The following is a 24320-nucleotide window of genomic DNA, read 5'->3' on the forward strand; positions in this document are numbered from 1 at the left end:
ACGTAGCGCGCGCGCTAACATGAAACCGTCATTCCAGATCGTCTACTACAACCCTCGGGTGCGCGGGGAGATCGAGACCTGGCCCGTCGACCTGCTGGCCCGCTGCGATGAGCTGCTGGACCTCCTGGAAGACCACGGGCCCCAACTCAGGGCACCCCATTCAGAAGCCATGGGTGACGGCCTGTTTGAGCTCAGGCCCAAAAGCCGCTCTGGCATTGGACGGGCCTTCTACTGCTACTGCAGCGGCCAGGTCATCACCATCCTCCACGCCTTCGTCAAGAAGACCCAGAAGACCCCCAAACAAGAGCTGGCGAAAGCCCGCCAACGCCTCAAAGAAGTGAAACGCCATGGCTGACCTCCCCTACCAACCCGTTGCTCGCGATCGCCAGGCCGAACGCGCCCGCGCAGCCCAGCTCCCCGGTTATGCGGCGGCCAGGCAGGAGGCAGCTGCTGAATTTCGCCTCCTGCGCCAACTCCTCGATGCCCGCAAACAGGCAGGGCTGACCCAAGAAGAGGTTGCCCTGCGCATGGGCACGACCCGTAGTGCCATCAGTCGCCTGGAGGGGGCACGCAAACATCTACCTGCTCTGACCACCCTGCGTCGTTATGCCGAGGTACTCGGCTGTGATGTGGAGATCAACCTTGTTCCTCGCCGTGGCGAGCAAACCCCCGCGGCCCGATGACAGCAACAACGCTTCGCGACGCCCTCGACGACAAGGTCAATCAGGTTTTCGCGGGTAAGTGCGTCCGCAAGGACTTGGTGCGGGCCGTGAAGGTCGGCGCCAACGTGCCGGTGTTCGTGCTCGAGTATCTGCTCGGCAAGTACTGCGCCTCCACTGATTCGACCGCCATTGAGCTGGGGCTGGCCGTGGTGCGCGACACCCTGGCCAACAACTACATCCGCCCCGACGAGGCCACCAAGGCCCAGAGCAAGGTCAAGCAGAAGGGCCGCTACACCTTCATCGACAAGGTGAAGGTGCGTCTTCTCGGCTCCACCTACGTAGCCGAGTGCGTCAACTTCGGCAGCAACACCCTGCGCATCGCCGATGCCGATGTGCATGCCTACGAGCGCCTGCTAACCGGTGGGGTGTGGGCTCAGGTGGAGGTGGAGTGGGACGAGAGCGATGGCAAGGCCCCCTTCTCGATCAGCCAGCTCACGCCCATCCAGCTGGCCAGCTTCAACCTGGAGGAGTACCGCCAGCTGCGCACCCAGTTCACAACCGAGGAATGGATTGATCTGCTGATCCGCTCGATGGGGTACGAGCCCTCTCAGTTCAGCCAACGGCTCAAGCTGCTGTTCCTGCTGCGGCTGATCCCCCTCTGCGAGCGCAACTACAACCTCGTGGAGCTTGGCCCCCGCGGCACCGGCAAGAGCTTTGCCGTGCAGGAGCTCTCTCCCTACGCTGCCTTGCTCACAGGGCCCACCACCGTGGCCAACCTGTTTGGCCACATGAGCGGCAAGGTCAAGGGCATGGTGGCGATCTGGGATGTGGTCGGCTTCGACGAGGTGGCCGACCTCCAGAAGATGCCCAAGGAGGTCATCACCACCATGAAGACCTACTGCGAGTCGGGGCAGTTCCAGCGTGGTGCCGAGAGCTTTGCCGGTGATGCCAGCATCGCCATGTTCGGCAACACCCAGCAGCCGATCGACGTGATGGTGCAGACGGGCCATCTGTTTGCGCCGATGCCTGATGTCATCCGCGATGACCGGGCCTTCATCGACCGGCTGCACTGCTACCTGCCGGGATGGGAGATCCCGAACATGCGTAATGAGTTCTTCACGGACCACTACGGATTCGTGATCGACTACCTCGCAGAAGCCCTGCGTGATCTGCGCAAGCTCAACTACACCGAGCTCTGCGACAGCCACTTCGGCCTGGGTAGCCACCTCAATACCCGCGACCGCAAGGCCGTGCGCCGCACGGTCTCCGGCCTGGTCAAGATCATCCATCCCCACGGGGCACCCTCCAAGGAAGACCTGGAGGAAATCCTTAAGCTCGCCATCGAATGCCGCAGGCGTGTGAAGGAGCAGCTCAAGAAGATGGGCTCCTTCGAATACAGCCAAACCTCCTTCAGCTACTCGGACAACGACAGCGGCCAAGAGCACTTCGTTGGGGTGCCTGAGCAGGGCGGCCAGGATCTGATCGCCGCCGAACCGATGGCGCCTGGCTCGGTCTATGCCAGCTCCGTCACCGGTGATGGCACCGTTGGTCTCTACCGGCTTGAGGTCTCCATTGCCGCCGGCAACGGCAAGCTCAAGCCAGCCGGTGGCATCAGCGGGCCTATGAAGGAATCGATCCAGAGGGCCTTCGCCTACCTGCAAGCCAACAAGGGCGCCTTCTCGATCAGCCATGAGGCCGACAGCTATGACTTCAACGTGGAGGCCATCGACCTGCTGGGCAACAAGGTGGGCGCTGAGGTGGGCGTCGCCTTCTTCGTGGCGGCCTTCTCAGCCATCCGCCGGGCACCAGCACGGGCGGGAATGCTCATTATTGGTGATATGAGCATCCAGGGCAACATCAAGGCTGCCCGATCTCTGGTGGAACCCCTTCAGGTGGCGATGGATAATGGAGCCCGCTGCGCCCTAATCCCCGCTGAGAACAAGCGGAGCTTCCTTGAGGTCAACATGGATGTAATCGATAAAATCGATCCCATTTTTTACAACGATGTCAAGACAGCGACATTTAAAGCGCTGGACATGAATTGAGCCAGCAAGCCACTATGGATACTCCTGGTTGAAGGATATCCTCCTTCCTTTCGAACGCCGCGCCGCTCTGATCCGGCAAGTGCCGTCATAGCCGTGATCAGCTCCAGCGGCGACTAGCTGGTTTGGCGCAATTCTGCAGCCTTCATGTTGCTGACGACTCGCCCTGGGGCTCTAGCCGTTCAGGCGCCTCTGGACAGATCAACTCCGCCGCCTGCCGCGCCTCGCTGAGCACCTGAATCAGCACCTTGGGCGATTCCTTGAGCAGCTCGATCCAGTGGCCGAGATAGGTGGCATGGCTCTCGATCTCGCTGCCGATCTCGAGCCGATCACCCAGCAGCACCGCCCCCAGCTCCTCACGGGAATAGTGCGCATTCCCGAAGGCACCGCCGAGATCCCGCTTCAGCCGCGATTCATGGCCGTTGGAGTGGACGGCTTCATGGGCCCAGGTGGCGCAGAACGCCGCTGACGAGTGGAAGCTGGTGCGATCAGGCAGCTGACTCCGATCGATCGCCGGCAAGTAGCAGGCGCGATCGCCCCCAAAGCTCACCGGCACCGGCCAGCCACCCAGCACGGCTTCTGCGGTCTCCAGCCGCTCGGGCTCCGGCTTGGGCTCCACGCCTTCCGCTGCCTTGCGTGCCTCGATCAGCCCGGAGAGCGCCTGGCCCTCAAGATCGGCGGCATTGAACACCGCCACCGGCCGGTCGCTGGGCCAGCTGCGCAGGCTGACTTCACCGCCAACGCTTGCCTCCTCACGGCTGTCCAGCTGGGGCCGCAGGATGTGAACCGCCTTGCTGCCCTTCTTGGGGAAGATCCCGAGCTTCTTGGCCTCGGCAAAACCGCACCAGAACGGCAGGGCCGCCGCCAGGGCGCTGATCCGGCCTCCAGCAGCTCGATCAAGGAGGCAACGATCTTTTCCTCAGCCGTGGGGCCAGCGATGCTTTTGCGGGAGCGGGACTTGGACGCGGCCATGAATGGCAGAGCGCGGGACGCCCGAGTGGTGCCCCGCGCAGGCAAGGGCGGCGACGGCGCCTGTCGCCGAGCCGCTTGCGTCAGCCCTTGCCCGTGGGGCGACCATGAGGAAGCCCGCGCGACCCATCCCCAGGGGAGTCAGTCCCCAATGGCCCTTCTGGTCGTTCACGGGGCACCATCAGCCGAGGAAGGTGCCATCGTTGGAAAGCGAGTGGAAGCTTCCATGGCGATCGCGATCGAACTCAGCGACCACCAAGCCCAGGCGCTCAGCGAGGCTGCCGCACGGCTCCAGGTACCAGAGGCGGAGTTGGCCGCTGCAGCCGTACGGGATCTGCTGGCTCATCAGTCCGCCGATTTCGATGCTGCCGCGCAACGGGTTCTTGAGAAGAACCAGGTGCTCTATCAACGCCTGGCTTGATGCGTTGGCTGCACTTGGCAGAGGTGCTGGAACTGCACCGTCGCCTGATTCACCAGAGTGGTGGCATGACCGGCCTACGCGATCTGGGCTTGCTGGAGGCCTCTCTGGCCCAGCCTCGCCAACGCCTTGCCGGTGTTGATCTCTACCCAGGGTTGATCGCGAAGCAGCAGCTCTGGGCTTTTCGCTGATCCAGAACCACCCCTTCGTGGACGGGAACAAGCGCGTCGGCCATGCCGCCATGGAGACCACCTTGGTGCTCAATGGCTTTGAGCTTTCCGCCAGCGTGGATGCTGCCGAGGCGGTTGTGCTGGCCATCGCCAGTAGTCAACTGAATCGTGAAACCTTCACCCGCTGGGTGATGGCCAACCAACGATCCCTCAACCCCCTGTAAGCAGAGCGATCGTTCGGCTTGCTTGCTTCGAGGACCCAGGCTGAATCCGTGCCTGTGCCGTGGCTATGGGGTGCACCGCCCCGTTCGTCCAGCGCTCAAGAGATCCTGAGCAGATCACCGCCGCTCCAGCCACCGGTTCAGGGCTGCTTGGCATGGACCCGGGCGATCTGAACCAGCACCTTCCGCGAGCTGGCGCTGATCAAGCTGGCGCCCCCGGCCGCAGGGCCGCCAGCAACTGTTCAGCCAGCAGCTCGCCGCTGCGCAGGGCACCCTCAATACGCGCAAAACCGGCACCGCTGCAGAAATCACCACAGAAGCCCACCCTGCTCTGTGGGCAGAGCATCAGATCGCTGGCCAGGCCGGGTCCTTCAGGGAAAGCCGCCCCCCAGCGCATCAGTTGGGGCTCGGCACTCTCCAGGTCGAGAATGGTGATCCAGGGCTTCAGCACTGCCGCAAGGGCTGATCTGAGCTTTTCGATCAGCGCCTGTTGCCCTTCGGCAGCTGGGATCAGCCCAGGCAGCGGGGCCAGTTCAGCTGTGGAGTGCGCCACCACGGCGCAACGCCCATCAGCCAGGGGTTGAATCAAGACACGCGATAGCCCCCAGCGCTTCTGGGCAGCCTCCTCGAAGCTGAGCAGCCGAAAGGGAAGCAGCCGCCACTGCTCAGCCGCTGCAGACGGGATCAGCAACAGCAGGGCGTGACGCGGACTGGCACCGACCGCCGCGATGGCCGCTGCGGCCCTCTCCAGCTGGGGATCCGTCAGGCTGCTAAGCAGCGCCTGCAGCGGGGGTTCGGACCAGCCAAGCAGCGCCTGGCAGCGGGGGTGCACCAGCAGGGTGCCGCTCAGTACCAGCCAGTCGGCGCCACCCAGCCGCTGCTGCCGCTGATCCTGCAGCTCCCAGCCGCCGTGGGTGGTGCGGGCCAGATGGCGCACCAGGCTGTTCACGTTCAGCTCGATCTCAGCGCCGCCGAGCTCCAGCAGCCCCCGGCAGAGCTGATCCATGCCGCCCTTGCCTCGATAGAGAGCACCCCGGGTGAGCGGATCGGTGGCACCGGCGATCAAGCGGCCCTCCCGATCCAGCTGGGCCAGTTCACCCGACCAGGGCTCGAGCCAGCCCCCCGCCAGCAAGGGAGCCAGCAGGGCTGGTGGGGGGCTGCGGTCGATCGAGAGCAGCGGCGCACCGTGATCGAGCCGCAGCAGGGGGTCGTGGCGGGAGCGGCGGGTGCTGGCACGGCCCCCCGCTCCCCGGCCCGATTCCCAGAGGCTGATCGGACCCCGCCAGCCCAGCCATCGCAGCCTGGCCGTCAGCGCACAACCGGCAACCCCGGCACCGATCACCGCCAGGGAGGGGGCAGCGGGATCGAGCGGGGGCCCTGGCTTCAACTCCACCGGGCCGGGAGCCCATCGCAGTTCGCCAGCACAGTCTGCCGCTGCAGCTCACCCGCCCGCTCCCTCCTGCTGGATGCCAGACGGGCGGGGATCACAGAGCCTCCGGGCTGGGGCCGGTCAACGCTCCAGGCTGGCGATCAGGAGTTGGCGTCCTGCTGGCGGAACACCTCGGCCACCTCGGGGAAGTGCTTTTCGATGCAGGCCTCGCACACCCCATGGGTGAAGGCCACATCGGCGTGCTGCTGGATGAAGGCTTCCACGCTCGACCAGTAGCCGGCGTCGTTGCGGATCGCTTTGCAATAGGAACAGATCGGGATCAGCCCTTCGATCAGGTTGATCGTCTCCAGGGCCACAGCCAGCCGGGCGGACACCCGCCTCAGCTCCAGCTGGGTCACAACCTGGCGGGCGAGCCCTTCCAGGGCCAGCAACTGGGCGGCATTGAGCTCCCTCGGCTCATGGTCGATCACGCAGAGGGTGCCCAGCGGCAGGGCTTCCGGTGACAGCAGCGGAACGCCCGTATAGAAGCGGATGTTGGGCTCCGAGGTCACCAGCGGATTGGCGACGAAGCGCGCATCGAGGTGGGTGTCCTGGACCACCAGGATCTCCTCTTCGAGGATGGCGTGGGCGCAGAAGGAGATGTCCCGGCTGGTTTCCAGGGCCTCGATGCCGAGCTTCGCTTTGAACCACTGCCGGTCGGTGTCAACCAGGCTCACCAGGGCGATGGGCACATCACAGACATAGGCCGCCAGGGCCGTCAGATCATCGAAGGCCTGCTCGGGAGGTGTGTCGAGGATGTGGTACTCCCGCAGGGCTTCCAGCCGCTCGTCTTCTCGCTCGCTCAGTGCTGCCTTCATGGGCCTGAAACCAAAGGATCGTGACGCCCCTCGGTTTCATTGTGGGCCTCACTTCCACGGCGCAGGAGCGGCTTCACGATTCCACACCCCTGCCGTGGCCGCAGCGGCAGCGTTCCTAGGATTCAGGGCCACCTGCACCCACGGTGGACCCACAGGGGAGACAACTGCAGCCGACCCCCTCTGATCTCCAGGCCGCCCTGGCGGTGCCGTTGCCCCAGTTGTGGAGTCAGCTGGGCCAGCGGCAGCTGAGGCCTGAGCTGATGGATCAGCCCGGCCTTGATCCCCGGGCCCATCAGGCGGCCCTGCAGGGTCTGGCCCGCATCAATGCGTTCACCCGCAGTGCCGCCTGCGTCTTCCCCGCCATCCGTCGCCTCGCCCGCCAGGCACCACAGCGGCGCCTGCGCCTCCTGGATGTGGCCTGCGGTGGGGGCGACACGGTGCGGGCCATCAGCCGCCTGGCCCGGCGGGAGGGGATCGATCTGGAGGTGCATGGCTGCGACATCAGCGCTGAAGCCGTCGCCCTTGCCGGTGCAGCGGCCCGGGCAGAGGGGCTGGAGGTCCATCACTTCCAGGCCGATGCGATCGGCGCCCCCCTCCCCGGCGGCTATCACCTGATCACCACATCGCTGTTTCTGCATCACCTCAGGGAGCCCGACGCCGAAGCCCTGCTGCGCTCCATGGCAGCCGCCACCCTCGATCAGCTGTTGGTGCATGACCTGATCCGCAGCCACCTGGATCTGGCGCTCACCTGGATCGGCACCCGCTTGCTGAGCCGCTCCCCGATTGTGCACACCGATGGTCCGCTCTCGGTGGCGGGCGCCTTTCAGCTCGATGAAGTGGCCCAGCTGGCCGCCACCGCCGGCCTGGTGGGGGCGCAGATCACCCGCTTCTGGCCCGAGCGCTTCCTGCTCTCCTGGAGCCGCGATGCCCCCGGCGCCTGATCCGCTGCCGTTGCAGATCGCGCCCTGCTGGGATGTGGTGGTAGTTGGGGCTGGACCGGCCGGCGCCCTGGCGGCCCATGGCCTCGCCAGGCGCGGAGTGCGGGTGCTGCTGGTGGAGCAGCGCCGCTTCCCCCGCTGGAAAGTCTGCGGGGCCTGCCTCAGCCCCCAGGCCCTGGCAGCCCTTGAGGCCGCCGGGCTCGCGGAGCTGGTGGCACAGCAGGGTGGCCTTGCCCTGCGGGTGCTGCAGCTCGGGGTGGCTGGCCTGGTGAGCCCGATCGCTATGGAGGCTGGCCTGGTCCTCTCCCGGGCCCGCCTCGATCAGGCGCTGCTGGAAGCGGCTGTTGCCGCAGGCGCCGAGGTGCTGACGGGCACCCGGGCTGTCCTGGGCGCTGCCGCCACAGGTGCGGACCCGGACCGGGAGGTGGTGCTGCAAACAGGCACCGACCAGCTGCGTGTGACCGCCAGCGTGGTGCTAATCGAGGCCGGCCTCAGCCACCGCTGCTTGGAGAGCGAGCCGGAAATCAGCACCAGCATCGAACCCCACAGCCGGGTGGGGGCCGGTTGTGTGTTGCCTGGGGACGCTGCCGGGCTCCTGCCCGGGGTTCTGCAGATGGCTGTGGGCCGGGGAGGGTATGTCGGTCTGGTGCGGGTGGAAGACGGGGAGATCAATCTGGCCTGTGCTTTCGATCGGGCCTTGCTGCGCTCCAGCGGCGGTGCGGCAGCTGCCTGCCGCAAGATCCTGGCGGAAGCGGGCTTCGCGCCACTCCTCGCTTCTCTGCCAGGCCTGGAAGCGGCGTCCTGGCAGCTCACCGCGGCACTGAGCCGCCGCACACGCCCACTGGCTGGCCACCGCCGGCTGCTGCTGGGCGATGCCGCCGGCTACGTGGAGCCCTTCACCGGCGAAGGCATGGGCTGGGCTCTGAGCTCCTCTCTGGCTGCCCTGCCCCTGGTGCTGCGCGGCCTGGAGCGCTGGGATGGTGCAATCGAAATGGAGTGGCGGCGCCGCCACCAGCGCTGGGTGAGGCGGCGGCAGGGGTTCTGCCGCGCTCTGGCACTGGTGTTGCGCCACCCCGGGATCAGCTGGGGACTGCACCGGCTGGCAGCGCACGCGCCCTTGATCACCAGCTCCATGATTGAGTTTCTGCAACGGCCCGCCCTGCCCTGCTCGACGGACTGATCGACCATGCCCCTGTCCCTGCTTGGTTTCGGCACCGCGGTGCCGGAGCGCTGCCTCAGCCAGGCAGAAGCCCTGGCTCTGGCACCGCAGCTGGGGGGCGCCAGCCCCCGCCAGCAGCGCCTGCTGCAGCGGATCTACCAGCGCTCCGGGGTGACGCACCGCCACTGCCTTCCCCTCGCTGCTTCCACCAACCCCTCCACGGCCGAGCGGATGCGGCGCTATCAGCCGGCGGCGCTGGATCTCGCCCTGCGCGCTTCCCGCCTGGCCCTGGCCGATGCCGGCCTCGAGGCGGGCGCAATCACCCATCTGATCACCGTGTCGTGCACGGGTTTCGGCGCCCCTGGCTTCGATCTGGCCCTGATCGCCGGTCTGCCCTTGCCCGCCGATGTGGCCCGCACCCACGTGGGCTTCATGGGCTGCCACGGGGCACTCAACGGCCTGCGGGTGGCACGGGCCTTCGTGGAGGCCGACCCAAGCGCCTGCGTCCTGCTCTGTGCAGTGGAGCTGTGCAGCCTGCACCTGCAGGAGGGCTGGAACCCCGACCACATCGTGGCCAATGCCCTGTTCGCCGACGGTGCGGGTGCTGTGGTGGCTGCGGGGTCCAGCCGGGGCAAGGGGTGGCAGCTGATCGCCTCGGCTTCCACAGTGCTGCCCGGCACCGAAGACCTGATGGCCTGGATCATCGAGGACCATGGCTTCTCGATGGTGCTCTCAGCCCAGGTCCCCACGCGCATCTCCGCTCAGCTCTGCCCCTGGCTGGAGCCCTGGCTGGCAGGCCAGGGCCTGACCCTGCCGGAGGTGGAAACCTGGGCCGTCCATCCCGGTGGGCCCCGCATCCTGGCGGCGGTGCTGGAGAGCACCGGCTTGCAACCGGCTCAGATCGCTCTCTCCACCGCGGTCTTGCGCCAGTTCGGCAACATGTCGTCGGCAACGATTCTGTTCATCCTGGATCGGTTGCACAGCACGGCCGGCCGGGGCCCGTGCCTGGCCCTGGGCTTCGGCCCGGGGCTCACGGTGGAAGCGGCCTTGCTGGTGAGGGAGGAAGCGAACTGATGGTGGATCTCACCACCTGGGATGGCCTGCTGCGTAGCTTCGTGAACAATCCAGGCAAGGTGCGGCCTGTTTCCGAAGCCGACTTTCTGGCGGCTTCACCCTCGAACGCTGCGTACATTCTGCTTGATCTGAAAGGAGCCAGTGGTTGTGAGACTGAGCTGCGGCTGGTCTTTCTTCCCTTCGACTGGAGCATCAATCAGCGGACTAAGCCACCATGAGTTCGCTCCTGTCAGCGCAGAAGTTGGTGGATTGAAGGATGCTGCTCAAGCTGATCTCCTGCTCCAGCAGGCAGGCGTGACCACTTTCCGGCAGGAACACGGTCTGGGACTGGGGCAGATACCGATCCAGCCGTTTCGCCTCTGCCACTGAAGGGAGCAGCCGATCTGCCCCTGATGCCAGAACGAGAACAGGTTTCTCAATCCGCGCCAGTGCCGATTGATTGATCTCGAACTGGCTGAGCAGTGACAATCTCCAGGCAGCACTCGGTGGACTCACCGATTGCATGGCGGCCAGCAGAGCCTGCTGGCTCAGAACCGGAACACGGTGGGACGCGATCAGCAGCGGCAGCAGTCCAAAGGTGGACAGGCGGTAGAGCGGATCGGGTAAGCGCTGCGTCAGCGAAGCTCCCCAACCAAGCCAGGGTTGGCGGCTGGCCGCAGAGGCCGGGTTCACCAGGATCAGACGATCGAACAGAGGCGGATGGCGAACAGCCAGTTTCAGGGCCAGACAGCCACCAAACGATTCACCACAGAGCACGATCGGACGCGAAGGCGAACGGTGCTGCTCCTTGCGGATCAGTGTGGCGATCTGTTCCACCAATCCATCCCAGCCGGTCAGGTCGTCGGTGGGAATCGACAGGCAACGAATATCGAAACTGGCCCTCAATCCGCCGAGCTGGGGTGCCAGCAACTCGCCTGTGCCATCCATTCCTGGCAGAAAGACAAACAATGGCTGGTTTGGTCTGCTGGAGTTGGAAGCCAATAGCTTCAGCGGCCTGGTGTTGACTGGCATCGGAGGCAGGGAGGAGTTAGGTGCAGCCATGGCGCAGCATTCCGGCAATCTGATCCCAGCAGGATTGGCTGATCTCCCTGGCCAGCCTGCTGCCGCTGCGGCCGCGATACTGTTGCCTTAAATCATCATCAATTCGGATCGGATGGCCAAAGAAAAGGTGGACGCGGCGATAGACAATGGCTGAATGCCAACCCCCGCAATTGAACAGTGGCTCGGAAGGATCAAACAGACGAAACAGTTTGAGCGGGGCCAGCTGATGTTGATTTTCTTCCGTTGACAGGATGGCAACCGGCAGAATCGATAAGTCAGAAACGGGTGCACGCAGGGCCAGGTGGGCAAAACCTCGATGGAAGGGGCTGAGTTGATTGGCCGGCTTAACCTGCACCATCGGCTGCGCCCCCTCCGGAAACACGCCGACCAGCTGCCGTGCCTGCAGGAAGCTGATTGAATTCTCGAAAAAATGCTTCTGTCGCTGGCGAGGGGCGTCGAGCGGAAAGGCACCCATCGCCGACACCACATCCCGCATCACCGGAACACGACTCATGTAGTAATGGCAGGCGAATCGCACCGAGCGATTCATGGCTGCCATCAACAAGGGAGCATCCAGCACACTGCGGTGGTTGCTGACAACCAGGATCCTCTGATCGGCTGGGATTCGCTCGGCATGCTCAAGGGAAAACTTCGTGCCGACGGCCCCAAGCAAGCGACGGGACAGCCGCAAGGGAGCATCCAGGATCTGTTCTGATGGATTGTGGTTGAAGGTCACCGGCACAAGCTGAGATGTTGAAGCGTGACGCGGTGATCAGAGTTCGTGATCATGCTCAATGGTATCGAAAGCCGCCTGCGCCATGAATGATCAATCCAGTCAGTCAAAGTGGATCTTCCTTGGCCGATCAATCTGCCGGATCACGATCGGGTGGATCTGCCCGTTACCGCGATACCTCCAGGCTGGGGTGAGCATGGATGATGAATCATTGTCACTATGCCCAACCACTTCACAAAATGCTAATGCGTGGGCATTGGCTGCGTGGCAGGATCTCAGGGGGTGATCTCCGAACGTTCCAGCCAGGAGTTCCTTGGGCCTGCTGGCTGAAGGCCGCCCCGTTGCCGCTGGCCGGCCTGCGAACACAGCACAACAACAGCAGCGCTGGGCTGCCCGGTGGATGGTTGCTGGTGGGCTCTCACCTGCTTCTGACTGTGGCAACCAGGGAAGCAATCATTCCAGCTGATTTGCAACGACTGGTTAACGTTAATTTCCATCCAGTTCTTGCTGCTAAAGTTATTTTGACTCGTATCAAACCGCCATGGAACCGGACACCTCCAAGACCCCCAGTGCGGTTGATCGCGCCTCGATCCGTGGCGCCTCCGTCACAACCGAGGAAGGGGGTCGCCTCAATGCCTTCGCAACGGAACCTCGCATGGAAGTGGTGAGTGCTGATCGCGGCTGGGGCTTCCACGAGCGTGCCGAGAAGCTCAATGGCCGCCTGGCCATGCTCGGATTCATGGCCCTGCTGATCACCGAATCCGCCCGGGGTGGCGAGGCCTTCACCCGAGGCATTCTGGGAATCGGCTGATCCGGATCCGCCCTCCCGCCAGGCGGGACCTGCACCCTTCGGCCGGTTGGCTCCCTGTTCCATGTCCCTGATCAACACCGCCGTCGGTCTGCTGGCGATCAGTTCGCCGATCGGCGTTCTGCCGGTGGTGGCCCGGGCGGCCGGCGGTGATGCCGGCCGGCTCCGGCAGATCAGCCGCCTGGCGGTGCTCACCTTTCTGTTCACCCTGCTGGCTGCCTGCTGGTGGGGTCAGGCCCTGCTCGATCTGTTCGGCATCACCCTCGATGCCTTCCGCGTCGCTGGCGGCCTGATCCTGCTGCCGATCGGCCTGCGGCTGATCGAGGGAATGGAGGTGAACCACCCCGATGTCGAGTCCGATGCAGGCAGCCTTGGCGTGGTGCCGATCGGCTTGCCGCTGCTGGCCGGGCCGGGGGCCATCTCCCTGGTGGTGGCGGACTCTCCCGCCTCCTGGCAGGGACGCCTGGCCCTCAGCGGCGTGATCGGCCTGCTGGCGTTGGCGATCTACGCCCTCCTGCGGGTTTCGATGCCCCTGCGCCGGGCCCTGGGGGAACTGCAGGAAAAGGTGATCAGTCGCTTGATGGGTCTGCTGCTCAGCGCCATCGGCGTGCAGATGCTGGTGGTGGGCCTGAAGGGCTGCTTCCCGGTGCTCGCCGGTGCGGCCTGATCAGGAACGCTTCCGGCGGATCAGATCGACCCGATCGCCACGCAGCTCGCCTGCAGAGCTGTCAGCCTTGGCTGATACCCACCGCCGCCGCTGCACCGAGCCGCCATGACCGCAGCCCTCTCGCCGCCGCTCACCGAGGCAACGCTCAAGGCTCTGTTCACCAAGCCCTATGGCATTCCGGGGCCCAGCGCTGAGCAGTGGCGGGCCGTCTACGACGCCAATGTCCATTTTCAGGACCCGACCCAGGAGAAGCAGGGCATCGAGGCCTACATCGATGCCCAGGAGGGGCTGATGCGCCGCTGTGATGATGTGTTTCTGGTGCCCGGCGCCGTGGCGCTCAGCGGCGAAACGGCCTTCGTGGAGTGGACGATGGGACTGAAGATCAAGGGGATCGAGTTCATTTATCCGGGCACCACCCGCCTGCGCCTCGGCGCCGACGGCAGGATCGTGGAGCATCGCGACTATTTCGATTTCGTTGGCCCCACCTTTGAGCCGGTGCCGGTGGTGGGTGGTTTCGTGCGCTGGCTTTACCGGCGCTTCGTGTCCTGAAGCTGTCAGCAACACAACTTCATTTCCGAGTGTGTCTGTCGTTCTCAGCACCGAGCCTGTCAGCGGCTGGGATGTCCCTGCATGATCAGTCAACGAAGAGCCAGGATGTTCCGATCGTGCTCCACACCATTCCTTTGCTTGCTGCCACCTGTCTGGCGGGATTTGCAGTGTTGCAAGTTCTGTTCAGCACCGCTTCCTGGTGATTTCTCCTTGCCTGCGGCCGGAACGATCGGTTGATGGTCCGTTTCGTCTGGTTGTGGCTCAAGCAGTGGATCCGCTGGTGCAAGAGGGCCGACCCAGCAGGCGGGTGCATCCGTTCAACCCCTGCTGGGGCCTGGAGATGCCATCAACGCAGCTGATGCGCCTCTACGCAGACATCCCCTGATTCGGGCTCCAGGGAGAGTGCCGAAGGGTTGCCCTCCCTTGACTCTCCACCTAGATGGAGACCTTACGGTGAATGGCAGCGCCGCAGAGGCCATGGCCGCACCAGCCCCCCTCCCACTCCCCCTCCCGGTGCGGCTGCATCGCATCGCCACTGCCCAGCATGTCTGTCCCTATGGCCAGCAGGCGGCGGCCTTGCTGCGACAGCAGGGCATTCCCTTCGAAGACCATCTTCTGCTCAGCCAGGGGGAGGTGGAGCGCTTCAAGACGGCCCACGGCGTCAGCACCACCCCCCAGGTGTTCGCGGGCGATGAGCGCATCGGTGGTTACGCCGAGCTGGCCCGGCGTCTCGGGGTCAGCCCCCGCCCCACCGCGGGCCGCAGTTACCGTCCGGTGATCACGGTCTTCGCCGTGGCGGCCCTGATCGCGCTGGCCCTTGGCAGCGGCGTGGAGGGTTTCATGGGGGCAGCACTGGTGCTGCTGGCCTTGTTGAAGCTGATCGATCCGCCCGCTTTCGTGAGCTCCTTTCGCCAGTACAACCTGCTGAGCCAGCGGCTGAGCAGCTATGGCCGCCTGTTTCCCTATCTGGAGCTGCTGGTGGGTCTGGCGCTGCTCGCCGGCCTTGAGGCCACGCCGATTGCCCTGCTGGCGATCGCCATGGGCGCCGAAGGCGGCCTCTCGGTGATCAAGGCCGTTTACATCGACAAGCTCGACCTCGACTGCGCCTGCGTGGGCGGCAACAACCGCACCCCACTCGGCCTGGTGAGCGTGCTGGAGAATGGGGTCATGGTGGCGATGGGGTTGGTGATCCTGGTTCAGAGAGGGTGAGGTGGGAGCCGACCCTTGACTCTCCCGCCGAGTGGAGACCATACGGTGAGCAGATCCCATCCAGCCACCATGCGCCCGCCCCGTTTCTCCACCACCTTGATCGGGCTGTTCAGCAGCCTTGCCCTGGTGGCCCCCGCCCTGGCCCAGCAGCCCGGTGGCATGAATCACGACGGCCACCACGACATGCCGGGGATGGCCGCCCCGGCCCACGCCGGCCACGCCCATGACGTCGGTCCAGCCGGCGCCACCTACAACCTGCGTTTCATCGACGGCATGGTGCAGCACCACACCGGGGCGCTGCGGATGAGCGAATTCGTCTTCGGGATCGGATCCCCCGGTGTGGGAGCCCTCGGCAAGACGATCTGGCGCGATCAGGCGGGCGAGATCCGGGCGATGGGCCTCTGGCGCAAGGCCTGGTACCCCCAGGCGCCCGTTTACCCGGTGGCGCTGGCGAGCGGCGGTGATCCCAACAGCCTCTCCGGCCTCACCCGGATGAGCCAGGCCCAGATCGATGGCATGCGGATGATGGGTGAGCTCCCCACCAAGGACAACCGGGTGGTGTGGTTCCTGGAGGGGATGCTCGATCACCACGGCGGGGCGCTGCTGATGGCCCACGACGCCCTGGCCAAGAGCACCAACCCCACCATCCGGCGCTTCGCCAGAGGGGTGATCGTGGTCCAGCGGGCCGAGATCATCGAACTGCGGCGGATGCTGGCGGTGGAGGGATTACGCAAACCCGAGTACCACAACTACGACGCCCTGTTCCGGTTCTGATTCCAGCCGGGTCCTTTCAAGAATGTGTTCCGGCCCTTGAATTCCTCTCCGCCGGTGTGGGCGGCTTCCCCCCGCTCCGGCGGCCCAGCAACAAACCGATTCCAGAGCCGGCGATGAACAGGGTGAGCACCCCCAGAACCGTGGAGTAATAAGGCTGCAAGTTGACGGCACCGAAGTTGCCGGTGTGCAGCTTGATCAGCCAGAACGCCTCGATCTCCCGGGCCGACAAGGCGCCGTAGAGCGAACCGGAAAGAGCCGTGAGCAGGAGCGGCAGCGCCGCCAGGGGCACGAGACTGCGGTGCAGCCGGCGCAGCAGGTGAAGGCGGCTCATTCGTTCTGAAGTGCCTTGTGCAGGGCCTGCTCATTGGCGCAGGGCATCCACATCGAACCCATCGCAAACGTGCCCTTGCACTTGAGCTCGGCGGCGCGTTTCTCCGCTTCCTGCCTGGTCTTGTACATGCCCTTCATGTGAGCCGCAGCGGGCACGATGCTGAGCAAAGGGGCGATGACCATCGCCACCAGGGCGACCAGCAGGGCCCAGCGGTGGGGATGCGGTCGGGGGCTGCTGGGGTGCGATGGCATCGGGCGCTTGGGAGTACGGCTCAGAGCAGGACGAAGGAGTGGTGGAGTCACTTCTCCTTGGCGACGGCTTTCTCGTAGAGATCGAAGTTCTGGCAGGGCATCCATTCCTTGCCCATCGCAAAGGCGCCGCTGCAGTTCAGTTGCTTGGCCCGCTGAGAGGAGCAGGGCCAGAGCGACGGGATTCACGGACTGCCGGGGGAGGAGAAGTGGGCGAAGAAAAGCTTAAACTCTCCCTTGAGTGGAGAGTCAAGAGGATGGCGTCCGTTGGCATGAAGATCGGAGCGCTGGCCGGGCGCAGTGGACTCCCGGTGAAAACCCTGCGCTACTACGAGGATCTGGGCCTGCTGCCAGCAGTCGGCCGCAGCGAAGGGGGCTACCGGCTGTTCGCAGAAGAGAGCCTGCGCCGACTGGGCTTCATCCGCCGGCTCAAGACCCTCGGGCTGAGCCTGGAGGAGATTCAGAACTGCCTGGCGGTGCACGATGCCGGTGAGCTTCCCTGCGACGACATCGCGATCCAGCTGGGGCGCCAGATCGAGCGGATCGATGGCCAGATCAGCGAACTGATCCAGCTGAGAACCGAACTGCAGCAGCTGCTGGCCGGCTGGCAGAGCGATCCCGTCAGGAGCAGCACGGTGATCTGCCCGAACCTGCAGGTCTGAACCCGGCAGGCCACGGAGCAGCGGATGTGGTGGTTAGGTTCCTCTGGACAAAATTCTTGTTACGGAGTGCTTCGGGTGGTTTTGATTCATTGATGACAACGACCATCCCTCGCTCCGCCCCCTTCCCATCCCCGTCAGCTCCTCCACAATCACAGTCTGATCCCGGCAGCAGCAACTGGCCCACGAAGCAGCAACTGCTGGCCTGCCTGCCTGCTGACATCACCGACAAGAACAGCGCTCGGGCCTGGCGAAAACTGGCCTTTTCGCTCTCCACATCGCTGCTGGCCTACGGACTCGGTTGTCTGATTCCGCTGCAGTGGGCCTTTGCCCCGCTCTGGCTGGCCTATGCGGTGGTGGCTGGAACACTGGCAATGGGTTGCTGGGTGCTGGCCCATGAATGCGGCCACAACGCCTTTCACCCGAACCGAACCATCGAAGCGGGCGTGGGACTCGTTCTCCACAGCCTGCTGCTGGTTCCCTATTTTTCCTGGCAGCGAAGCCATGCAGTGCATCACAGCCACTGCAATCACCTGGAGGCCGGTGAAACCCATGTGCCGTCGTTGGGGGAATCCCCCTGGGCCGGTTTCACCGTGAAACTGAAGCGAGTCGTCGGCGAATCTGCCTATGGAATGGTCTCCATCCTGGTTCATCTTCTGCTGGGCTGGCCGCTCTATCTCCTGTTCGGGATCACCGGCGGCCCTGAACAGGGATTTCCTACCTCACACTTCATCGATTCGAAACCGTTCAACACCGGCCGTCGCCCATTGTTTCCCGGCAAGTGGAAAGATCTCATGCATCTCTCCAATGCCGGATTGATCGTGGTTCTGGCCCTGCTGCTGCTCTGGGCCTCGCAGACGTCGATGGCCAGGGTTCTGTGCGTCTATGGATTGCCCTACCTGATCATCAATGCCTGGTTGGTCTGTTACACCTGGCTTCAGCACACCGATGCGGAAATCCCCCATTTCTCCGAATCCGACTGGGACTGGGCCAAAGGTGCGCTACAGACCGTGGATCGCCCCTATGGGCCACTCCTGAATCTGCTGCACCATGGTATCGGCTCCACCCATGTGGCGCACCATCTCAACCCCCGCATCCCCCACTACAACGCCTGGCGCGCCACCGAAATCCTGCGGGCAGCGTTCCCGGACCATGTCCGGGTTGATCCCACCCCGATCCATCAGGCGCTCTGGAGAGTGGGCCGCCACTGCAGTTACGTGACCCGTAACGAACAGAATGGCGGCTATTACTACAGCTGAACGGTTCCATTTCAGCCTGACCTGCTGGTCCAGCGGGACATGGCATTGCGGAAAGTTACCTTCCTGGAATTGTTCTTTCTGAAGTGATCCTACTTGAATTCACCTGATGAAATTCCCCTACTGAACTTCACCTATTGAAATTCAGCTAATGAGAGTCTCCAACTGAAGTTCTCCTACTGAAAGTAAAAGCCGGTGGCCACGATCAGGTAGGCCGCCAGCAACAGAACGCCCTCCAGCCAGTCGGAGCGGCCGTCGAGGGTGACCAGGTTGCTGATCACCACCGCGGTGATCACCGCCACCAGTTCGTAAACATCAAAGCTGAGATCCAGCGGGTGGCCCAGCAGCGGCCCGATCAGCACCAGCACCGGCACCACCAGCAGGGCCACCAGCAGGGTGGAGCCGAGCACCACGGAAACAGCCAGATCCATCTTGTCCTTGCGGGCCAGGGAAATGGCGGTGATGTATTCCGCCATGCCACCCAGCAGCGGCAACAGCACCACGCCGGTGAACAGCCCGGATAGTCCAAACCCCTCGGTCACCGATTCCACAACCCCGACGAACAGCTCCGATTCGTAGGCCAGCGCCGCCGTGGCAGCCAGCAACACCAGCAGCCAGGGAAGGGCAGCTGGCTTGTGACCCGGTGCCGCTCCGTTGTCGTCGGCGAGATCTGCCTCGGCCACCGCGTAGAGCGAGCGATGGGTACCGAGTGAGAAAAGCAGGGTGAGGCCGTAGACCACCAGAAGCACCCAGGCAACGAAGGTGGTGAAGCTCTGGGTGCTGGCCACGGAATGGCGGGCCGCCAACACCGAGAGGCTCGGGATCAGGATCGCCAGCAGGGCCAGGGTCATCGCCGAGCCGTTCACCCGGGCCACCACCGGATGGAACTGCTGTTCGCGGCGTCCGATCCCACCCACCAGCATCGAGAGACCAAGCGCCAACAACAGGTTGGCCATCACCGTGCCGGTGATGCTCGCCTTGACGATGTCGACAAGGCCGGCCCTCAGCGCCACGATCGCGATGATCAGTTCGGTGGCGTTGCTGAACACGGCATTGAGCAGGGCTCCGAGCGAGGGCCCCAGGGACAGCGACAACTCCTCCGTGGCGGTACTCAGCCAGATGGCCAGTGGAATGATGCCGATCGCCGCGGTGACGAAAACCGAGACGTCTCCCCAGTGGAGCCGATCAGCCGCCACCGAGATCGGCACCATGGCCAACAGGCCGATCGAGGCTGTCTTGCGGAGGGTCATGCTGGCTGCCCCGACAGCGGTGGCATCAACGCATCTCGATGGCGTTGAGTCGATCCCGGAAACTCATCGACGCTCCTTCGGCGCTGTTGTCGAGCGAGGGGCTGAAGCCGGCCGACTGGGAGCTGGAGGAGGATCCGTAGCTCCCCGAGCGCCGCGAGCGGACGTAGCCCATCGGCTGGGGACGCAGTTCGATCGGGCCGGTGCCGAGCCCACCGAGGCCGCCGCTCTGGTCCTGGGGCACACCCTTCTGGCGGGGCAGAGGGTGGGCCTTGATCTCGGCGCGCAACTGGTTGAGCAGGCGGAAATGGCCGGTGGTGTTGAACTTGCGCAGGATGGCTGGATCCCAGGGCATGGAGCGGGGTTGAACTGGATGGCTCCGAGCTTAAGGGGGCCGCCTCCGGCTGAAATCCGTGATAACTTGTGATCAGCTGCAAGTGGTAGTCGGTCCGAGTTCGGCCTGCCTTTCCAGCTGTCTTCCCTTCCCTTTTCACAACGCTATGACCGTCAGCGCTTCCCTTCGCGTTGGTCAGCCGGCCCCGGATTTCACCGCCACCGCCGTGGTGGATCAGGAATTCAAGGAGGTGACCCTGTCCCAGTACCGCGGCAAATACGTGGTGCTGTTCTTCTATCCCCTTGATTTCACCTTCGTCTGCCCAACCGAAATCACCGCCTTCAGCGATCGCTACGCCGATTTCAGCAGCCTCAACACCGAAATCCTCGGGGTGTCCGTCGACAGCCAGTTCTCTCACCTCGCCTGGATCCAGACCGATCGCAACCAGGGCGGTCTCGGTGAGATCGCCTATCCCCTGGTGGCGGATCTCAAGAAAACGATCGCTGCCGACTACAACGTGCTCGATCCGGAGGCCGGCGTGGCCCTGCGCGGCCTGTTCATCATCGATCCCGAGGGAATCGTTCAGCACGCCACGATCAACAACCTCTCGGTCGGTCGCAACGTCGATGAAACCCTGCGGGTCCTGCAGGCCTTCCAGTACGTTCTGGCCCACCCCGATGAAGTGTGCCCCGCCAACTGGACGCCGGGCGAGCAGACCATGAAGCCCGATCCGGTGGGAAGCAAGGAGTTCTTCGCCGCCCTGGGCTGAGCTCAGCCCAGCAGGCTGGCCAGCAGCCGGCGGCCGTCCAGGCCGCCGGTGACCGGATCACAGGCCCGCTCCGGATGGGGCATCAGCCCCAGCACATTGCCCGCGGCGTTGCTCAAGCCGGCCACATCACCCACCGAACCATTCGGGTTGCGGCGGTAACGCAGGGCCACCTGTCCCTCCTGCTCCAGCCGGGCCAGGGTGGCGTCGTCCACCTGATAGCGGCCTTCGCCGTGGGCGATCGGCAGGCTGATCGTTTCACCGGCCCCATAGCCCTGCAGCCAGCGGCAGGAGCCCGGCTGAACCGTGAGCTCCGCCGGTTCACACAGAAAATGAAGCTGCTGGTTGCGGGTGAGCGCCCCGGGCAGCAGGCCGATTTCAGTGAGAACCTGAAAACCGTTGCAGATTCCAAGCACCGGGCCGCCGCGGGCCACGAAGGCCACCACCTCCTCCAGCAGGGGAGCAAAACGGGCGAGGGCGCCGCAGCGCAGGTAATCGCCGTAGCTGAACCCACCGGGCAGCACCACGGCATCGAGGCCGCGCAGATCCCGCTCCTCATGCCAGAGGAAACGGGTGGGGATTCCCAGGCAGCCTTCGGCCGCCCACTGCACATCCCGATCGCAATTGGAACCGGGGAAGACGGCGATGCCGATCGTCATGGCGAAACGGTGGCGATGCTGGGCTCCAGCCACTCCAGGGACCAGTTCTCGATCACCGGATTGGCCAGCAGACGCTCGCTGAGCAAGGACAACCGCGCTTCAGCTGCGGCGGCATCCGGAGCCTCGATCTCCACGAGGATGGCCTTGCCGATCCGCAGGCTGGTGATGCCCTCCACCCCCAGGCGGGTGGCGGCGGCACGGCTGGCCTCGCCGGCCGGATCCAGCACCGAGGGCCTCAGGCTGACCAGAACGCGGGCTTGGTAGCTGGGCACTGCGTGGGTGGGTTGTTTGTTAAATCTTGCCAGCTCACTCTCCCCCCGCAGCCGTCGCAGGATCAGCTTGAACAGGTGGGTGCGCGGAGGCGCGGCCAATGTCTGCGGCGACGGTTCGCCCATCGATCCTGCTGCTATGGCTCGGGCTTGGCCTGGCAGCACTGCCAGCGGCGTTGAGCGAGCCGCAACGGCTGGAGCTCCGCTGCCGGCGTGAGCAGGGACCCTGGCAGGCCTGTGTGATGCGGATCGAGGCGATCGGCGAGCGCTGGAGCCTGGAGCTGGGCGGCCAGCGGCTCGACTTTCGCCATGACGGCAGCGGCAAGGTTGAAATGCAGCAGAAATCAAGGGGCCCATGGGGCCCCGTTTCCAGCCACTGGAGCAAGGACCAGGCCCTTTGCTGGGGAACGGTCTGCGCCCTTGGTCAGATCCCACTCGACTGAACCGCCGCGTGGGACAGGGCCGCCTCCAGTACGGCTGAATCGAGCTTCAGGCCCAGGGCCACCAGCTCCAGGCCCAGCGCCGGGACGCCGCTGGAAGCCTCCACGGGCTCCCGGTGGTCCTCGTACCAGCAGTCCAGGCGCGGTCCCACGGCCTGGATCTGGAGTGGTCGGCGCTTACCGGGCTGCTGCAGCCAGCCTTTGAGTCGCAGGATCGCCTGCTGCTCGATCTGCTCGCGCAGCACCGCTTCGAGCCGCTGTCGATCAAAGTCTCCAGTCAGCCGCAGTGCCAGCGACTGCATCGGCACGTGGCTGTGATCGTGTTCATGGGCCTCGTGGTGATGGGCCTCGCCTGCCGATTCATCCCGCTGCAGGCCAAACAACAGGGCCGGGGAAATCCGGCCGTTCTCGATCGGCAGCAGCTGGGTTCCGCTCCGGCAGGCCCGCTCGACGCGCGCGCGCACGCGTTCCCACTGGTCGGCATCGAGCTGCTCGGAGCGACTGACCAGCACCAGGTCGGCGGCTTCAAGCTGCTCATCGAACAGCTCCTCCAGGTCGTCGAAATGGTCGAGGCTGGGGTCAGCGGCCCGTTGCCTCTCCAGGGCGGCGGGATTCCCCACCACACTTCCCTGGGCCACCGCTTCGCCATCCACCATCGCCACCACCCCATTGACGCGGGTGCGGGTGCGGATCCCGGGCCAGCTGAAGGCCTGCACCAGGGGCTCAGGCAGGGCCAGTCCACTGGTTTCCACCACGATCCCGTCGAGCCTGTCGGAGGCTTCCAGCAGGGTCTGCATCGTCGGCAGGAAATCGTCCTGGACGGTGCAGCAGAGGCAGCCGTTGGCCAGCTCGACCAGTCGGTCGCCGAGTTCCTCCTCCGGACAGAAGCCGCAGGCACCCAGGAGGCTGCCGTCGATCCCCACCTCGCCGAACTCATTGACGATCACCGCCAGACGCAGGCCGCTGTGGAGAAGCAGATGACGCAGCAGGGTGGTCTTGCCGGCGCCGAGGAAGCCCGTCACCACGGTGACCGGCAGGCGCCGCTGGTTGGTGGTTTCCATCTCAGGGCACCAGGCCGGTCCAGGCGAATGTGGCACCGATGCCGATCAGCATGCCTGCCACCAGCTTGAGATTGGTGGGGCTGAGCCGGCCGGCCCAGGGGCGGATCAGCGCAACCGCCGCCAGCAGCAGGGTGGCCTGGCTGATCAGCAGACCCAGCAGGTAGAAGCCGATCGCACCGGCTTCCCAGCCGATCACCGCGTCGCTTAGCACGTAGCCATGCAGGGCGATCGCCGGCAGCAGCACCCAGCGGGGCCAGCGGCCGATCACCACCAGGCCGAGAGCCACCAGGGAGAGGGCCACCAGCAGTTCAGCACCCGGCAGGTTGGGCAGCAGCAGGCCGACGCCACTGGCGCCAAGCCCGACGGCCAGCAGCCCGATCAGCCAGCGGCCCGGTTGCTGAAGCCCCACCAGGCCCAGACAAAGCAGAAAAAGTAGATGGTCGGGGCCGAGCAGGGGGTGACCCAGACCGCTGAGAAAGCCGCCCAGGGGGCTCGCTTCGATCTGAAACAACTCCATCAGATGGTGGGCCGAGGCCGGGGCCGCCAGCAGCGGCACACCCAGCAACAGCAGAAGAGCCGGGGCCGCGGCAGCGACCCGGATTCGATGATTCATTCGGTGGGTACCGGTCCGCGCCGGGTTTGATGGTGCGATCCGGCGGGTGTTCTGACTGGATCCTCAAACCGGTTGGCACCGGCGTTCGGATCTTCACAGCTGCGGGACAGCGCCGGGTTCACACCGGACTTTCCCCCTTGCCTCCCCAGGCTGATCTCAAGGGGAACCGGGCCGTGAATCTACCCGCAACCCAGGCTTTCAGCCGTGGCGGCTCCGGTGCTCGGGTTCACTCCGCTGGCCCTGGCGCAGAGGGCTCGCTGTTGCGAAAGGTCAAGCACCGCTTCGCTGAAGTCGGCGCCATCGATCACGGCATCGGTGAAGCGGCTCTGCATCAACATGGCGTTGCGCAGCACGGCTCCACTCAGGTCGGCGCCATCGAAGCGGGTGGCAAAGGCCACCACGTCCTCGAGATTGGCGCCGCTGAGGTTGGTTTCCCGCAGGTCGCTGGAATTGAACACGGCACCGCGCAGGTCGGCATCGCTGAGATCGAAACCCTGCATCTTGGCCTTGAGAAACTCCTGTTGCTTGAGATCGCGGCCCCGCATGTCGGGCTGGAGATCCTGGAGTGAACGCTGACCGCGCAATTCCGGTGCCGTGATCGCCCAGGCCGGCGCAATCACCGGTGAAGCCAGCGCGAGGGTCAGAACGGCGAGCCCCAGCAGCAGACCCAGGAGGGGCACCCCCCGGCGGGAAGGGAAGAACACAGGCACAGCCGTAGCTTGGACCCTCAAGCTATGGCAGGCCCCGCCGCGGCGC

General features: G+C 64.9%; 34 protein-coding genes and 1 riboswitch. Of the genes, 19 read left to right on the plus strand and 15 right to left on the minus strand.

All coding sequences use genetic code 11. The features are described from left to right. Positions 1–19: 19 nt before the first annotated feature. The 3 genes from ACXMDY_RS04285 to brxL are packed head-to-tail and all read left to right on the plus strand — an operon-like array spanning position 20 to position 2707. Positions 20–355: a type II toxin-antitoxin system RelE/ParE family toxin gene (locus tag ACXMDY_RS04285; RefSeq protein WP_457767394.1), complete on the plus strand. Its 336-nt coding sequence runs from the start codon at positions 20–22 to the stop codon at positions 353–355. Continuing rightward, a complete protein-coding gene (locus ACXMDY_RS04290; protein ID WP_457767395.1) occupies positions 348–683 on the plus strand; it encodes a helix-turn-helix transcriptional regulator in 336 nt (111 codons plus the stop codon). Before ACXMDY_RS04285 ends, ACXMDY_RS04290 begins: the two co-directional genes overlap by 8 nt. Continuing rightward, positions 680–2707: a protease Lon-related BREX system protein BrxL gene (brxL, locus tag ACXMDY_RS04295; RefSeq protein WP_457767396.1), complete on the plus strand. Its 2028-nt coding sequence runs from the start codon at positions 680–682 to the stop codon at positions 2705–2707. The genes ACXMDY_RS04290 and brxL overlap by 4 nt, the downstream gene beginning before the upstream one ends. Positions 2708–2849: 142 nt before the next feature. Here brxL and ACXMDY_RS04300 read toward each other — a convergent pair whose 3' ends face one another. Then, a complete protein-coding gene (locus ACXMDY_RS04300; protein ID WP_457767397.1) occupies positions 2850–3401 on the minus strand; it encodes a zincin-like metallopeptidase domain-containing protein in 552 nt (183 codons plus the stop codon). Between the two features lie 498 nt (positions 3402–3899). Between ACXMDY_RS04300 and ACXMDY_RS04305 the strand changes: the two genes are divergently transcribed. Genes ACXMDY_RS04305 through ACXMDY_RS04315 form a run of 3 tightly spaced genes read left to right on the plus strand, consistent with a single transcriptional unit; the run spans position 3900 to position 4485 of the window. Further along, on the plus strand, positions 3900–4094 hold the full coding sequence (locus ACXMDY_RS04305) for a DNA-binding protein (protein ID WP_259726539.1): 195 nt from the start codon (positions 3900–3902) through the stop codon (positions 4092–4094). After that, the gene (locus ACXMDY_RS04310) at positions 4094–4282 is read left to right on the plus strand and encodes a hypothetical protein (RefSeq protein WP_259726538.1); all 189 of its coding nucleotides are present in this window, start codon (positions 4094–4096) and stop codon (positions 4280–4282) included. Before ACXMDY_RS04305 ends, ACXMDY_RS04310 begins: the two co-directional genes overlap by 1 nt. After that, positions 4282–4485: a Fic family protein gene (locus tag ACXMDY_RS04315; RefSeq protein ID WP_259726541.1), complete on the plus strand. Its 204-nt coding sequence runs from the start codon at positions 4282–4284 to the stop codon at positions 4483–4485. The genes ACXMDY_RS04310 and ACXMDY_RS04315 overlap by 1 nt, the downstream gene beginning before the upstream one ends. A gap of 199 nt (positions 4486–4684) precedes the next feature. On the opposite strand, the gene ACXMDY_RS04320 is transcribed toward ACXMDY_RS04315, so the two are convergent. Beyond that, positions 4685–5869: an NAD(P)-binding protein gene (locus ACXMDY_RS04320; protein ID WP_457767398.1), complete on the minus strand. Its 1185-nt coding sequence runs from the start codon at positions 5867–5869 to the stop codon at positions 4685–4687. A gap of 143 nt (positions 5870–6012) precedes the next feature. Then, entirely contained in the window at positions 6013–6729 is a 717-nt protein-coding gene (locus tag ACXMDY_RS04325) for a GAF domain-containing protein (RefSeq protein WP_457767399.1), read from the minus strand. A gap of 143 nt (positions 6730–6872) precedes the next feature. Here ACXMDY_RS04325 and ACXMDY_RS04330 point away from each other — a divergent pair, with 143 nt between their 5' ends. From ACXMDY_RS04330 to ACXMDY_RS04345, 4 genes are read left to right on the plus strand one after another with little or no spacing between them, the layout of a single operon-like run. Continuing rightward, positions 6873–7670, plus strand: coding sequence for a methyltransferase domain-containing protein (locus ACXMDY_RS04330; protein WP_457767400.1), 798 nt, complete (start codon positions 6873–6875; stop codon positions 7668–7670). Further along, positions 7654–8847, plus strand: a complete 1194-nt coding sequence (locus tag ACXMDY_RS04335; protein ID WP_259726534.1) for an NAD(P)/FAD-dependent oxidoreductase — start codon at positions 7654–7656, stop codon at positions 8845–8847. Before ACXMDY_RS04330 ends, ACXMDY_RS04335 begins: the two co-directional genes overlap by 17 nt. Positions 8848–8853: 6 nt before the next feature. Further along, a complete protein-coding gene (locus ACXMDY_RS04340; RefSeq protein WP_259726533.1) occupies positions 8854–9900 on the plus strand; it encodes a type III polyketide synthase in 1047 nt (348 codons plus the stop codon). Further along, on the plus strand, positions 9900–10118 hold the full coding sequence (locus ACXMDY_RS04345) for a hypothetical protein (protein WP_259726532.1): 219 nt from the start codon (positions 9900–9902) through the stop codon (positions 10116–10118). Before ACXMDY_RS04340 ends, ACXMDY_RS04345 begins: the two co-directional genes overlap by 1 nt. On the opposite strand, the gene ACXMDY_RS04350 is transcribed toward ACXMDY_RS04345, so the two are convergent. Together ACXMDY_RS04350 and ACXMDY_RS04355 are read right to left on the minus strand one after the other, a co-directional pair. Next, entirely contained in the window at positions 10105–10911 is an 807-nt protein-coding gene (locus ACXMDY_RS04350) for an alpha/beta fold hydrolase (protein ID WP_457767401.1), read from the minus strand. The genes ACXMDY_RS04345 and ACXMDY_RS04350 overlap by 14 nt on opposite strands. 16 nt (positions 10912–10927) lie before the next feature. Beyond that, on the minus strand, positions 10928–11677 hold the full coding sequence (locus tag ACXMDY_RS04355) for a lysophospholipid acyltransferase family protein (RefSeq protein WP_457767402.1): 750 nt from the start codon (positions 11675–11677) through the stop codon (positions 10928–10930). 538 nt (positions 11678–12215) lie between these two features. Between ACXMDY_RS04355 and ACXMDY_RS04360 the strand changes: the two genes are divergently transcribed. The 5 genes from ACXMDY_RS04360 to ACXMDY_RS04380 all read left to right on the plus strand — a co-directional run bounded on the left by ACXMDY_RS04360 (position 12216) and on the right by ACXMDY_RS04380 (position 15681). Next, entirely contained in the window at positions 12216–12485 is a 270-nt protein-coding gene (locus tag ACXMDY_RS04360; protein WP_259731464.1) for a high light inducible protein, read from the plus strand. A 61-nt stretch (positions 12486–12546) separates the two neighbouring features. Beyond that, on the plus strand, positions 12547–13149 hold the full coding sequence (locus ACXMDY_RS04365; protein WP_457767403.1) for a MarC family protein: 603 nt from the start codon (positions 12547–12549) through the stop codon (positions 13147–13149). 105 nt (positions 13150–13254) lie between these two features. Continuing rightward, entirely contained in the window at positions 13255–13698 is a 444-nt protein-coding gene (locus ACXMDY_RS04370; RefSeq protein WP_457767404.1) for a nuclear transport factor 2 family protein, read from the plus strand. Between the two features lie 477 nt (positions 13699–14175). After that, positions 14176–14907: a glutaredoxin family protein gene (locus tag ACXMDY_RS04375; RefSeq protein WP_259728584.1), complete on the plus strand. Its 732-nt coding sequence runs from the start codon at positions 14176–14178 to the stop codon at positions 14905–14907. A gap of 69 nt (positions 14908–14976) precedes the next feature. Beyond that, on the plus strand, positions 14977–15681 hold the full coding sequence (locus tag ACXMDY_RS04380) for a DUF305 domain-containing protein (protein WP_457767405.1): 705 nt from the start codon (positions 14977–14979) through the stop codon (positions 15679–15681). A gap of 16 nt (positions 15682–15697) precedes the next feature. On the opposite strand, the gene ACXMDY_RS04385 is transcribed toward ACXMDY_RS04380, so the two are convergent. The 3 genes from ACXMDY_RS04385 to ACXMDY_RS04395 are packed head-to-tail and all read right to left on the minus strand — an operon-like array spanning position 15698 to position 16445. Next, the gene (locus ACXMDY_RS04385; RefSeq protein WP_259700920.1) at positions 15698–16012 is read right to left on the minus strand and encodes a hypothetical protein; all 315 of its coding nucleotides are present in this window, start codon (positions 16010–16012) and stop codon (positions 15698–15700) included. After that, positions 16009–16263 (minus strand): DUF3721 domain-containing protein, encoded by a 255-nt coding sequence (locus ACXMDY_RS04390; RefSeq protein WP_259700919.1) that lies wholly within the window; start codon positions 16261–16263, stop codon positions 16009–16011. Before ACXMDY_RS04390 ends, ACXMDY_RS04385 begins: the two co-directional genes overlap by 4 nt. 47 nt (positions 16264–16310) lie before the next feature. After that, positions 16311–16445, minus strand: a complete 135-nt coding sequence (locus ACXMDY_RS04395; RefSeq protein WP_259700929.1) for a DUF3721 domain-containing protein — start codon at positions 16443–16445, stop codon at positions 16311–16313. 72 nt (positions 16446–16517) lie between these two features. Here ACXMDY_RS04395 and ACXMDY_RS04400 point away from each other — a divergent pair, with 72 nt between their 5' ends. Further along, on the plus strand, positions 16518–16922 hold the full coding sequence (locus ACXMDY_RS04400) for a heavy metal-responsive transcriptional regulator (RefSeq protein WP_457767406.1): 405 nt from the start codon (positions 16518–16520) through the stop codon (positions 16920–16922). Between the two features lie 92 nt (positions 16923–17014). Continuing rightward, on the plus strand, positions 17015–18178 hold the full coding sequence (locus ACXMDY_RS04405; RefSeq protein WP_259700917.1) for a fatty acid desaturase: 1164 nt from the start codon (positions 17015–17017) through the stop codon (positions 18176–18178). 173 nt (positions 18179–18351) lie between these two features. Here the strand turns inward: ACXMDY_RS04405 and cax are convergent, their stop codons facing one another. After that, positions 18352–19425 (minus strand): calcium/proton exchanger, encoded by a 1074-nt coding sequence (cax, locus tag ACXMDY_RS04410; protein WP_259700916.1) that lies wholly within the window; start codon positions 19423–19425, stop codon positions 18352–18354. A 25-nt stretch (positions 19426–19450) separates the two neighbouring features. Continuing rightward, positions 19451–19777 (minus strand): hypothetical protein, encoded by a 327-nt coding sequence (locus tag ACXMDY_RS04415; protein WP_259700915.1) that lies wholly within the window; start codon positions 19775–19777, stop codon positions 19451–19453. A gap of 145 nt (positions 19778–19922) precedes the next feature. Between ACXMDY_RS04415 and ACXMDY_RS04420 the strand changes: the two genes are divergently transcribed. Beyond that, positions 19923–20525 (plus strand): peroxiredoxin, encoded by a 603-nt coding sequence (locus ACXMDY_RS04420; protein WP_259700914.1) that lies wholly within the window; start codon positions 19923–19925, stop codon positions 20523–20525. A gap of 2 nt (positions 20526–20527) precedes the next feature. Here the strand turns inward: ACXMDY_RS04420 and purQ are convergent, their stop codons facing one another. Next, complete coding sequence (gene purQ / locus ACXMDY_RS04425) at positions 20528–21181, minus strand: phosphoribosylformylglycinamidine synthase subunit PurQ (protein WP_259700913.1); 654 nt, start codon at positions 21179–21181, stop codon at positions 20528–20530. Continuing rightward, positions 21178–21453, minus strand: a complete 276-nt coding sequence (purS, locus tag ACXMDY_RS04430; protein ID WP_259700928.1) for a phosphoribosylformylglycinamidine synthase subunit PurS — start codon at positions 21451–21453, stop codon at positions 21178–21180. Before purS ends, purQ begins: the two co-directional genes overlap by 4 nt. A 98-nt stretch (positions 21454–21551) precedes the next feature. Here purS and ACXMDY_RS04435 point away from each other — a divergent pair, with 98 nt between their 5' ends. Beyond that, complete coding sequence (locus tag ACXMDY_RS04435; RefSeq protein WP_259700912.1) at positions 21552–21893, plus strand: hypothetical protein; 342 nt, start codon at positions 21552–21554, stop codon at positions 21891–21893. Here the strand turns inward: ACXMDY_RS04435 and cobW are convergent. From cobW to ACXMDY_RS04450, 3 genes are all read right to left on the minus strand, one after another. Beyond that, positions 21875–22951 carry a cobalamin biosynthesis protein CobW gene (cobW, locus tag ACXMDY_RS04440; protein ID WP_259700911.1) on the minus strand — a complete coding sequence of 359 codons (1077 nt, stop codon included), beginning with the start codon at positions 22949–22951 and terminating at the stop codon, positions 21875–21877. The genes ACXMDY_RS04435 and cobW overlap by 19 nt on opposite strands. A 1-nt stretch (position 22952) precedes the next feature. Beyond that, positions 22953–23564, minus strand: coding sequence for a HupE/UreJ family protein (locus ACXMDY_RS04445; RefSeq protein ID WP_259700910.1), 612 nt, complete (start codon positions 23562–23564; stop codon positions 22953–22955). Positions 23565–23588: 24 nt separating this feature from the next. After that, positions 23589–23750: riboswitch (cobalamin riboswitch) on the minus strand. Then, complete coding sequence (locus tag ACXMDY_RS04450; protein ID WP_399243544.1) at positions 23744–24268, minus strand: pentapeptide repeat-containing protein; 525 nt, start codon at positions 24266–24268, stop codon at positions 23744–23746. Its footprint overlaps the riboswitch before it by 7 nt. Positions 24269–24320: the final 52 nt, after the last annotated feature.

Source organism: Cyanobium sp. ULC082 (assembly GCF_977927535.1).